The 10945-nt window shown below is 70.7% G+C and carries 8 protein-coding genes and 3 pseudogenes; 7 read left to right on the top strand and 4 right to left on the bottom strand.

Translation table 11 applies throughout. The features are described 5' to 3' along the window. The first annotated feature begins 46 nt into the window (after positions 1–46). Both ASC60_RS30805 and ASC60_RS30800 read left to right on the top strand, forming a co-directional pair. Positions 47–1099, top strand: a complete 1053-nt coding sequence (locus tag ASC60_RS30805; protein ID WP_159043340.1) for a TauD/TfdA family dioxygenase — start codon at positions 47–49, stop codon at positions 1097–1099. 31 nt (positions 1100–1130) lie between these two features. Further along, on the top strand, positions 1131–2117 hold the full coding sequence (locus ASC60_RS30800) for a class I SAM-dependent methyltransferase (RefSeq protein WP_055556712.1): 987 nt from the start codon (positions 1131–1133) through the stop codon (positions 2115–2117). 480 nt (positions 2118–2597) lie between these two features. Here the strand turns inward: ASC60_RS30800 and ASC60_RS30795 are convergent, their stop codons facing one another. After that, the gene (locus tag ASC60_RS30795) at positions 2598–3308 is read right to left on the bottom strand and encodes a FadR/GntR family transcriptional regulator (protein WP_055556710.1); all 711 of its coding nucleotides are present in this window, start codon (positions 3306–3308) and stop codon (positions 2598–2600) included. Positions 3309–3455: 147 nt separating this feature from the next. Between ASC60_RS30795 and ASC60_RS30790 the strand changes: the two genes are divergently transcribed. The 3 genes from ASC60_RS30790 (at position 3456) to ASC60_RS30780 (ending at position 6831) form a co-directional block, all read left to right on the top strand. Continuing rightward, positions 3456–4688, top strand: coding sequence for a CaiB/BaiF CoA-transferase family protein (locus ASC60_RS30790; RefSeq protein ID WP_055556708.1), 1233 nt, complete (start codon positions 3456–3458; stop codon positions 4686–4688). Beyond that, on the top strand, positions 4685–5446 hold the full coding sequence (locus ASC60_RS30785; RefSeq protein ID WP_055556707.1) for an enoyl-CoA hydratase/isomerase family protein: 762 nt from the start codon (positions 4685–4687) through the stop codon (positions 5444–5446). Before ASC60_RS30790 ends, ASC60_RS30785 begins: the two co-directional genes overlap by 4 nt. Before the next feature lie 71 nt (positions 5447–5517). Beyond that, positions 5518–6831, top strand: a complete 1314-nt coding sequence (locus ASC60_RS30780; protein WP_055556705.1) for an MFS transporter — start codon at positions 5518–5520, stop codon at positions 6829–6831. A 95-nt stretch (positions 6832–6926) separates the two neighbouring features. On the opposite strand, the pseudogene ASC60_RS44210 reads toward ASC60_RS30780, so the two are convergent. Continuing rightward, positions 6927–7161, bottom strand: a pseudogene (locus tag ASC60_RS44210) (EamA family transporter); the annotation flags it as partial. Between the two features lie 4 nt (positions 7162–7165). On the opposite strand from ASC60_RS44210, the pseudogene ASC60_RS44205 reads away from it, so the two are divergent. Further along, positions 7166–7360: pseudogene (locus tag ASC60_RS44205) on the top strand (hypothetical protein); the annotation flags it as partial. On the opposite strand, the gene ASC60_RS43910 reads toward ASC60_RS44205, so the two are convergent. Both ASC60_RS43910 and ASC60_RS43905 read right to left on the bottom strand, forming a co-directional pair. Further along, positions 7344–8939 carry an NUDIX domain-containing protein gene (locus ASC60_RS43910; protein ID WP_370592985.1) on the bottom strand — a complete coding sequence of 532 codons (1596 nt, stop codon included), beginning with the start codon at positions 8937–8939 and terminating at the stop codon, positions 7344–7346. The pseudogene ASC60_RS44205 and the gene ASC60_RS43910 overlap by 17 nt on opposite strands. Positions 8940–8969: 30 nt before the next feature. Beyond that, positions 8970–9422 (bottom strand): annotated as a pseudogene (locus tag ASC60_RS43905) (class I SAM-dependent methyltransferase); the annotation flags it as partial. Positions 9423–9767: 345 nt separating this feature from the next. On the opposite strand from ASC60_RS43905, the gene ASC60_RS30770 reads away from it, so the two are divergent. After that, positions 9768–10940 carry a hypothetical protein gene (locus ASC60_RS30770; RefSeq protein WP_234357205.1) on the top strand — a complete coding sequence of 391 codons (1173 nt, stop codon included), beginning with the start codon at positions 9768–9770 and terminating at the stop codon, positions 10938–10940. The last annotated feature ends 5 nt before the right edge of the window (positions 10941–10945 follow it).

Genomic DNA, 10945 nt, shown 5'->3' with positions numbered 1-10945 from the left:
GTGGACCGCGAGTCAAACCGTGAGGAGGACCGTGAGGAGGACCGGTTTGCTTACACAGCCCCAGGACATTGCCCTCGGCGGTGTGGAAGAGGTGACGCTGGAGCTGACGCCGGACGAGGCGGAGCGGTTCCGCAGGCTCGTCACCGAGATGGCCGACTCGCTGCCGCCCCCCGGCCTGGCCGGACCGGAGCCGCTCGACGTCCCCGAACTGCTCGCGGAGATCGAGGTGGCGGCCCGCTGGCTCCCGCCCCGTATGGCCCGCGCGCTCAGCCACTTCCGCCGGGCCGGCAATCCGCACGGCACCCTGATCGTGCGGAACGTGCCCCTCGACGACACCCTGCCTCCGACCCCCGCCGGCGGTGTCGCCCCCGACTGGTCACGGCTGCCGCTGGCGACCCTCGCGCAGCTCGCGGCGGTGTCCTGGCTGGGGGACGTCATCGCCTACGCGGACGAGAAGGGCGGCCGCCTCGTCCAGGACGTCACCCCGGTCCGGGGTGACGAGGCGCGGCAGGAGAACAGCGGCAGTGTGATGCTCGAAATGCACACCGAGGACGGCTTCCACCCGTTCAAGCCGGACTTCCTCACGCTGCTGTGCCTGCGCGCCGATCACGAGCGCCGCGCGTGCACCACCTCAGGCGCCATCGGCCGGGCGCTGCCCCTGCTGTCGGCCGAGTGTGTTTCGGCGCTGCGCGAGCCCTCGTTCCGGATCCGGCACAGCAGTTCGTTCGGCCACACCGGCGACGACGCCGGCGCCGTCTCACCTCCGCTGCCCGTCCTGTCCGGACCGGATGCCGCCCCCGAACTCGTCGCCGACTTCCACGCCATGGAACCGCTGGACGACGCGGCGGCGCGGGCGTTCGGCGAACTCCATGACGCCATGTGCGCCGTGCTGGTGGGCACGGTGCTCGAAGCCGGGGACCTGATCGTCATCGACAACCGTTCTGCCGTGCACGGCCGCACCGGCTTCACGCCCCGCTACGACGGCCACGACCGGTGGCTGCGGCGCTGCTTCGCCGTGGCCGACCTGCGCAGGTCCCGTGGTGTCCGGGTGGCCGGATCACAGGTGTGCGCGCCCCTGCGACCGACGAGCCGGCCGTGACAGCCACCACGCCGGGACATTGGAGGAATGCGTGATCGGGACGGACGTTGGCGCACAGGCCGGGATGCTGGCCGGGAGACACCCTGACATCCATGCCGCTCTCGACCCGGCCCGGGTGGCGGCACAGCGGCACCGGTCCCTGGAACTCCCGAGCGCTCCGGACGACTTCGGTGACTCCGGCAGCGGCGGCCGGGGCGAGAGCTACGTCGTCGCACAGCGTGCCACCCGGACCCGCGCCCGGGGCATCAACCAGCTGGTGGACATCGTCACCGGAAACAGCCGCGCCGACTCCCGCATCCTGGTCGACCTGCTGGGCGGCGACGGCTTGGTGAGCCGTGTCGTCGCCCTGAGCGGACGCGACGACACCGTGATAGCCACCTGTGACGCCTCGCCGTTCATGGTGAGCCAGGCCTGGGCGAGCGGCACCCCTGCGCTGCGGCAGCGCGCCGAGTCCCTCCTCTTCCGGGATGCCTCGGTCGGCGGTGTGCTGCTCGCCTACGGCAGCCACCACATTCCGGTGCCACGGCGCGGGACGGTGGCCGAAGAGGCGTTCCGGGTCCTGCAGCCGGGCGGGATGTTCGTGCTCCACGACTTCCTCACCGACTCACCGGTGGACATGTGGTTCAGGAAGGTCGTCGACGTGTACGCGCCCACGGGCCACGACTACCCCCACTTCGCGCGCGACGAGGCCATGTCGTACCTGACGTCGACGGGCTTCGAGGACGTGGTGGCCACCGTGATGGACGACTCCTTCGTCGTCTCCGGCGCCACGGAACAGCAGGCGGAACAGGAACTGGGCCGCTACATGGTCGACATGTACGGCCTGGACCGGCTCCGCGACGAACTCGGTGAGCAGGGTGCCCACCGCCGCGCCTTCGAACTGGTCTGCGACATCTTTCGCTACGAGGACGCTGACGGCGGATTCCGCGAGGTGCAGGTATCGTCCGACGCCGGCACGGGCGCGGTGACGGTCACGATGCCCCGGGAGGCGCTGGTGGTCTTCGGACGCAGGCCCTGAAGGGTGTCTTGATTGCCGTACTGTGGTTGACCTGGGGCTTTGCGATTGTCCGAGTATGGGCACGATCAGTGATCGCGCTCTGCGACTGCTCTCGGCTCGTCGGCCGACATGAGCAGACCGCTTACGGCTCGGGCGCGGGTTGCTCCCTCCGAGCCTCGGACGACCAGCCGGGTGGGCACGGTGATGGTGCGGTCCCGGGAGCGGTCGCCGTCGAGGCGGGCCAGGGCGCAGCTCCAACCGTGCGGGGGCCCAGGACGGAGTCGCCCACCTGATCGCTCGCGGGCACGATGCTGTCCGTGGACAAGCCGACTCCCGGGCGGTCCAGGTGGTGCGCGAAAAAGCCCTCGGCGGCCTTGACGTTCGCTTCGCTCCAGCCGGTTGGTCCGGCCTCGGCCTCGTGCGGGGACTCGCGGAGTCGCTCGGGCAGGTGGGAGAACAAGCTGGACCACGGCAAGCCGGGTGACCGTAAGGCGGACTCACTCATTCCTCGTCGGAGTTCGCCTGCCATTCGAGGAGTTTGACGTGGCCCACGCTTTCGACGTGGGTGTGCATGGCGCGTGCGGCGGCTTCGGGGTCCTTGGCGCGCACGGCTTCCGCGATGAGGGCGTGCTGGTGAAGTGACTGCGCGGGGCGCCCCGGCTGGCGCAGGGACTCGGTGCGGCTCTCGGCGATCGACAGCGATATCTCGGCCATGAATTCGGCGAGCAGTGGGCTGTGCGCCGCCGCCGTCACGGCGGCGTGGAAGCGCTCGTCCTCGGTGACGGCGAGCTCTCCGTGGTCCACCGCCTCCTTCATCGCGGCCAGAGCTGCGTCGATCTGAACGAGGTCCTCTTCCGTTCGGCGGGTGGCCGCGAGGGCGGCGAGTTTGGTCTCCAGCGCGTCCCGGGCGTCCAGGACATCCGGGAGCCGACGGCGCCGGTCGATCATGGCTTCCAGCGGCTCGGCGTCCAGCCGGTCGCGCAACAGATAGGTGCCTCCTCCATGGCGCACCTCGACCAGGCCCTGCACTTCCAGCGCGACGATGGCCTGCCGTACGGACGTACGGCTCACCCCGAGCTGGTCGGCGAGATCCCGCTCCGGAGGCATGCGGTCTCCGGCACGCAGGCCCTCGGCCTGGACGTACTCGCGCAGTCTGGCCACCACCTGCTCATACAGCCGGGGCCGTGCCAGCGGACGCAGTGACTCAGACACCGGTGCGGATCCTCTCCCTGGACGGACTCCCTCCCGACCCCTTGACAGGTAATCGGTCCGGCGAACACTGTATCGCAGGTCCAGTGGCTCAGTGGTCCATCCAATTTTTCGCCGCCGGCTTCCGCACCACGAAAGGCACGACCGCGTATGTCTACGCACGACGCACACTCCACACCCCCGCCCACGACGGCTACCGCCGCGCTGGAGGGGATCCGGATCCTCGATCTGTCGCGCATCCTGTCCGGGCCGATGGCCACCATGGTCCTGGCCGACCTCGGAGCCGACGTCGTCAAGGTCGAGGACACCAAGGACGGTGACGACACCCGCCAGTGGGGCCCGCCCTTCCAGGGCACCGAGGCGGCCTACTTCCTCGCCGCCAACCGCAACAAGCGCGGCGTCTCGGTGGATCTGAAGACCGACCAGGGCCGCGAATTCGTCCTGCGCCTGGCCGACCTCGCCGACGTGGTGGTGGAAAACTTCCGTCCGGGCACGGCCGACCGCCTCGGCCTTGGCTACCGTGAGCTGTCCGCCCGCAACCCGCGGCTGGTGTACGCCTCGATATCCGGCTACGGGCACACCGGCCCCTGGGCCGCCCGTCCCGGCTACGACGCCATCGCCCAGGCCCAGAGCGGCATGATGAGCATCACCGGTGAGCCCGGCGGCCCGCCGATGCGGCCCGGCGTCGCCACCGCCGACATCGGCGCCGGTATGTGGGCCACCATCGGCATCCTCGCCGCCCTCCAGGCCCGTCACGCCACCGGACGCGGCCAGCACATCGACGTGTCACTGCTCGACGGGCAGCTCGCCTGGCTCACCTACGTCGCCGGCGGCTACTTCGCCACCGACGTCACCCCCGTGCCGCACGGCTCGGCACACCCCACGATCGTCCCCTACCAGGTCCTGACCACCGGAAACGGCTACCTGATGGTCGCCGCCGGCAACGACAGACTCTTCCAGCGCCTCACCGGCGTACTGGGCATCGCCGCGCTCGCCGCCGACCCGCGCTTCGTCACCAATCCCGACCGGGTCCGCAACCGCCACGAGCTGATCCCACTGCTGGAAGCGGAACTCTCCCGGCGCACCAGCGCCGAGTGGGCACAGCTGCTCGATGACGCCGGCGTGCCGTGTGCCCCGGTCAACACCGTCGGGGAGGCCCTGACAAGCCCGCAGGCCGCGGCCCGGGACATGGTCGCCGAACTCGACCACCCCACCGTGGGCACACTGCGCACGGTCGGCTCCCCGCTCAAACTCAGCGGAACACCCACCCGCATACGCACCGCGCCCCCGGTCCTCGGCCAGCACACCGACGAGGTACTCGCCGAGACCGGCTACACCGAGGCGGAGATCGCCGAGCTGCACGCCGCGGGAGCCGTCCGATGACGGACACCGGAGCGATCAGCATCCAGCGTGACGAGGCCGTCGCCACCGTCCGGGTCGGCACCGGGCACCGGGCCAACGCCCTGGGCACCCGCGACTGGCAAGCACTTGCCGCACTCTTCGAGGATCTGGCCGAGGACCGGTCGCTGGGCGTGGTGGTCGTGACCGGGAGGGGGGACCGCACGTTCAGCGCGGGCTCCGACATGCGGGAATGGCTGTCCGCCGACCCGGCCGAGATCGACGCGAGCTTCGCCGCGATGGAGTCGGCGCTCACCGCCATCGAACGTCTCCCCATCCCCGTCATCGCGCAGATCCGCGGTGCCGCCGTCGGAGCCGGCTGCCAGCTGGCCTGCGCCTGCGACCTGCGGATCATCTCATCCGAGGCCACGATGGGCATGCCCATCGCCCGCTGGGGCATCCTGGTGCCTCCTTCCTTCGCGGCCCGCATCGCCCTGCTCACCGGCCCGGCGACGGCCCGCGACCTGCTCCTCACCGGACGGCTGGCCGACGGCGCGGAGGCGGTACGGCTCGGGCTGGCCACCACCAGCGTCCCCGAGATCACCCTGGACACCGCCACGGCCGATGTGATCGCATCGATCACCGCCCATCCCACGGCCGCGATCCGTGCCGCGAAACGATCCGTCGACATCCTCCTCGACCCCGCGCGTGACCGTCTGCGTCAGCTCCCGGCCGGCCCCGCCGCCGACTACGACAGCATGCAGAACGGCCTCAGCACGTTTCTCTCCCGCCTCACCGCCTGACCTGCCCCGGACCGCAGGTCCCGCTCTCTCTCCCCGGCGTCGCCACCTCCTGAGCCGAAATCGAGGTCCCTGTGACGATCAACGAGCAAACACCTCACGACACCACCGCCGACACCGCCCCCACCCGCCTCACCAAACCCCAGCGCCGGGCCTTCTGGGGCTCCTTCGGCGGCTGGGCCATGGACGGCTTCAGCTGGACCATCCCCGGACTCGTCCTCGCCCCCACCCTGACCCAGCTGCTCCCCGCCGCGGGCGTCGAGGCCACCCCCGAGAACATCGGCTGGTACGGCCAGATCGGCGCCGCCGTCTTCCTCCTCGGCTGGGGCTGCGCCTTCATCTGGGGCCCCATCGCCGACCGGTTCGGCCGCAAGCCCGCCATGATGGGCTCGATCATCATGTACGGCGTCTTCACCGCCCTCGCCGGCATCGCCACCAACGTCTGGGAGTGGAACGCCTACCGCTTCCTGGCCGCCGTCGGTGTCGGAGGCGAATGGGCCATGGCCGGCACCCTGCTCTCCGAAGTCATCCCCGAACGCGTGCGGGAACGATTCGGCGGCCTGATGCACTCGGCCGCGTACTTCGGCGTGCTGGCGATCTCGGCCGTCTACCTGCTCTTCGGCCCCGAACTCGGCTGGCGCGGCATGTTCTTCATCGGCGGCATCCCCGCCCTCGCCGTCTTCCTCATGCGCCGCACCACCCCCGAGCCCGAGCGCTGGCAGGAGGACGCCTCGGAACGTGAGGCCCGCTCCTTCTGGCAACCCGTCGTCGAAGTGCTCTCGCCGCCCTACCGCGCCCGCACCATCGGCAACCTGCTGCTGCTCGTGGTCTGCGTCATCGGCCTGTGGGCCGGGTCGACCTACGTGCCCACCGCGATGACCAACCTGTCGGATGACGCGGGCAACGGCCACGACACCACCGTGCATCTCGCCAGCCTCTCCTCCATGACCGTGGCCGCGTTCACCATTCTGGGATGCTTCGCTGTACCGCGGCTGGCCGGCCACATCGGACGACGTGGCGCGCTCGTCGCCCTCTTCGGTCTCATGGCTGTCGGCATCATCGGCGCCTACGGCATCGCCTACCCGCTCCACTCCATCGGCCTGACCTTCGCCTTCCTGCCCGTACTCGGCCTCGGCGGAGCCAGTTTCGCCGTCTTCACCATCTGGCTCCCCGAGCAGTACCCCACCCGGATGCGAGCCACCGCATTCGCCTTCACCACCACCTTCTCCCGCTGGGTCGCCGCCGCCGGCACCTTCCTGATCGGCTACGGCATCCACAGCACCGGATCCCTCACACTCCCGCTCTCCCTCACCGCCGTGGTGTTCGTCTTCGGCATGGGACTGGTCCGCCTCGCCCCCGAAACCCGCGGGAAGTCCCTCCCCGCCTGAGCCGTGGGAGCCGCCTCCGCACCCGGGGCCGGCCACCGCGTACAGCTCGCCGCCCAGGCTCGAACTGGACGGCGAGCTGTTCGGTGCGGTCCCGTCAGCAGTGCGGTGCGCGACGGCCGGGCCGACTTTCGCACCGTGTCCCGCGCTGACCAGCACCACCGCCGTCAGCGCCGACGGCAGGCCGATCAGCCCGGCCAGCCCCAGATGTTCACCCTGCACCAGCCCGACAGCGACCGGCACCATCGCCGAGACCAGTGCCGTGACCGGGGACAGGACGTTCATGGGGCCGATCGCCAGGGTCTTGTAGAGCAGGACGAACGCGGCGGCCGACCACGCCGGCGTCGTGGAGACCGTCAACGTCACCGCCGGACAGACGGTGCTCGTTGTCAACGGCACCGAGCACCCCGTTGAGGCAGGGCAGACCGCCACCTTCGACGCTGACGGGTGCCCAGGCGGACGCGATCCGGCCTTCGGACCTGACGCGCACGGACCCGAGCGCTCTGTACCGCGCGTTAGGCGTAGGGGGTGAAATGTGCTGGGGTGTGGTCGATGGGCAGGTCGGGGCGCCAGGCCGTGAGGATCTGGGCGCTGCACACGAACAGGCCGTCGGGCAATTGGTCCAGGGGGTACCAAGCCCAGTCACCGACGCTCTCGTCCGGCTGCGTGGCCGGCTGCCCTTGCCAGGTGCTGACGACGGCGCCGACGGTGACCCGCACGATGACTCCGACGTGGTCGACAAGTGTGCCCAGGAGTGTGACGTCGTCGGGTTGGGCGATCAGGCCGGTCTCCTCGGCGAGTTCGCGGGTCACGGCCGCTTCCAGAGATTCCCCGGCCTCCACGGTGCCTCCCGGCAGTTCGAGGGTGCCGCGACGGTGACGGCCGAGGAGTACGCCCTGGTCGCTGAGGACGATGGCGCCGACACCGATGGCGGCGTGCGGCGCGGGCGGCCGCTTGGTGCGGGGTCGACTGGAGACGCGGGTGGGACGGTTCGGGAGGCGGCGTGCGCGGATGAGCTGCTGCACGACGGGGTTGTTCTCCTCCGGGGGGAGCAGGAGGTCGATGGCCTCGACTCGGAAGCCGTTCTCGGTGAGCAGTTCTTCCCACAGTTGCGGTGCCAGGACCCACATCCGGGTGGGCAGTGGTGGATCGTCGCGGAGCTTGATCATCTGTTCGCGTGGCGCGACTGTCGTGGATGGACTGCGGCCGTGCAGGTCGGTGTGGAGGAGCGAGAGGATCAGCGGTGCGCCGGGGCGCAGGCCGTCGCGTAGCGCGGGCAGGGAGCGGTGTGGGTCGGTGAAGGCGAGGCTGCCGATGGCGTACGCGGCGTCGAAGGGCTGGGCGGTGCGGAGGTAGTCGATCACGTCGCCATGTACGAATCGGACGCCGGGGGTGCCTGCGTGCGTACCGGTGGCGCGTTGGTGCTGGGTGGGGGACAGCTCGATCGCCGTGACCTGCGCATCGTGCATGCGGGCCAGGTGTACGGCGTGGTGGCCGGGGCCGGAGCCGATGTCCAGGACGCGTTTGCCGGTGACGTCACCGAGGATCTCGGCACCGGGACCGACCCCCTCCCACGGAGCCCACTCCAGTCGTTTGGGGAGAGGCGGCATGTACCCACGGTTTAGCTGACGTTGGCCGTAAACGGTCCAGGTTTCGGCGTTGAGGTCCTCGTAGATGCGGCGGAGGTTGGCGAGCTGCTCCTCGCGCGTGCGGTCGGGATCGATGCGTGCTGGATCCTCCGCGTCCAGAAGCTCCTCGAAAGAGGTGTACGGGGTGATCCGCTTCGCGACGATGTCGAGTTCCCGCCCGCTGTTCGGCGCGCGGAAGACGATCGTGTCCCCGGTCTCGACGGCCGCCTTCTTGGGTGTCCCGACGCGTATGTCGATCGTCTTGCGTCCGGACTCCACCTGGGTGTAGTAGCGCTCCCGCAGGCTGAAGTGATGCTGCCGCGAGGTGGGCGTGGCGTCTCGGGCGTCGGCGGGTGCGCGTGGCGTGCGGTCGGCCGATGGCGAGGACGGTGGTGTGGCGTCGGCCGGACGAGGGCCGCGCAGGACGACGAAGGCCAGTCCTTCAGCGTCGTGGCGTTCCGAGGTGGACCAGCCGGCCCGCAAGTGGGCGAGTTCGTCCTCGTCGAGCGCGATGTCGCGCCGCTCCGCCGGGGTGTCGGCGGCGAGGGGCGTGATGGCCACGATGGCGGCGCCGGGTCGCAGGCGGCTGCCGAGGGCCCGCATGGTTCGGTCGCGGTGCTTCAGGAAGGGATACACGAGCCGGAGGGTGATCAGATCGTAGCCGTCGGCGTGCAGTGGTGCCCAGTCCTCCAGCTCGATGTCCAGGCGCAGCCACCGGGCGGCATTTCCGTGCTGGGCGGTCGCCTCGGCGAGGGCGTTGTCGGACCAGTCGACGGCGTCGACGTGGTAGCCGAGCGAGGACAGATGGGCTGCGAGTTCTCCGACCCCGCACCCGACATCGAGGGCCTTGCCGTCGACCGGGGCGGGAAGGTGGGTGGCAAGCAGTGACCGCTCACGGTCGGTGAGCCGGCGATAGCGGCGGCCATCGGCGTAGCCGGAGTTCCATTCGTCCTGTGTGATGGACACGAGGGGCACGTCCTTCCCGAAACGATGGGTTCAAAGCGGCAGCGCACGGTGCTGATGGTCACACGCGGCTGCTCGCCTCGCCGCCCGTGCGCCACTGAAGTGTCTTATGGGGAACTGAACGGTCCGGCTCCCGGGTGAGTCACACGTACGCCTTGGGCATCTCTCGGTGCGTGTTGGTGTGGTGAAGGGCTGGGCCCCGGTGTCCAAGTCCTTGTAGGTCAGGCCGGATTTGGTCAGACTCGTCCTGGAACTTCTTCTGGTCGGGGGGATGGGATGAGCCGTTCGGCAGGCAGTGATCCGGTAGAAGGCGGGGCGGGGCACGTGAGGGTGTGGTCCGGTGGGAAGTTGGCGCGGAAGGATGCCGACGGCGCCGGGCCCGTGCCCTCGCTCGAGGAGGTCGTCGGGACCGCCGGTGGGCTGCCGGAGGACGCGGTGCTGTGGATCGCGGCGGGGCTGGCCGGGGCGCTGGCCGTGCTGCACCGGACCGGGCGGGCGCACGGGGACGTGCGGGCCGGGAACGTGCTGCTGACGCGGGGCGGGCCGCTGCTGACCAGCGACGCGCCGGGGCGGGGCGGCGGGGCGTCTGTGCCGGCGGCCGACATGGTCGCGCTGGGGATGCTGCTGGTCGCCGCGTACACCGGCGTCAGCAAGCGACAGCCCGACCTCGACAAGTTACCGGTGCGGCTGCGGCAGGTCGTCGCCGTATGCCTGGCCGAGGACCCGGAGGAGCGGGCGAACCCCGCCCAACTGCTGAACGTGATCGCGACGTTGGAGCCCGAGGCGCCTGTCTGGACGGCGGAGGTCGACGACCTGATCGCCCCCGCCGACACCGCCCCGGCCTCGGACCCCCCGGTCGAGGCGCCGCCGCGCCCGGAGCCGCACGGCCTGTCGGGGGCCCGGCTCGCCCTCGTGGTCGTGGCCGCGGTCCTCGTCGGCGTGGTCCTCACAGCGCTGCTGCTCCTGGTCCCGAGCCGCGACGGCGGCACCCGCATCGCCGACGCCCCGGTGACGAGCCGACCGACCCGGCTCCAGCCGACCGAGGACGACACACCGCAACAGCGGACGACCCCGCAGCAGGAGCCGAGCGAGGAACAGACCCCCTCCACGGATCCCGCCACTCAGCCGGTCACTCAGCCCGCCACGCCCACCGGTCAGGCGCCGCCCGCCCCGAACCCCCAGCGGACCCGGCAGACCGGGACGATCGACGACTGCTCGGGCAAGCCCCTGACCGAGCCCGTCTCGCTCCTGCTGGCCTGCGGGGACGGCAAGGCCACGCTGCACGACGTGATCTGGACCGACTGGGGCAGCGCCAAGGCCACCGGGCAGGGCGTCGTCTCGGAGGTGGTCTGCCAGCCGAGCTGTGCCGACGGCCGGGAGGTCACCTCGGCCGCCACGGTCGTCGTCTCCGGCCTTGTCGGCGGCCGCTACTCTCTGATGGAGATCAGGGCCCCGCAGTCGCCCTCCGACCCCGACGCCTACTACACGCTCGACCAGTTCGGCCCGACCTACCGGGGCTGACCCTG

The sequence above is a fragment of the Streptomyces sp. NBRC 110028 genome (assembly GCF_001417735.1).
Taxonomy (GTDB): Bacteria; Actinomycetota; Actinomycetes; order Streptomycetales; family Streptomycetaceae; genus Streptomyces.
The sequence above is the reverse complement of the archived record's forward strand: the minus strand, read 5'-3'. Positions and strand labels throughout refer to the sequence as shown.

Excerpts from the sequence above, each read along its gene's own strand:
- ASC60_RS30790 (WP_055556708.1), top strand. The coding sequence starts at position 3,456 with ATGTCTACGCACGACGCACACTCCACACCCCCGCCCACGACGGCTACC.
- ASC60_RS30785 (WP_055556707.1), top strand. The coding sequence starts at position 4,685 with ATGACGGACACCGGAGCGATCAGCATCCAGCGTGACGAGGCCGTCGCC.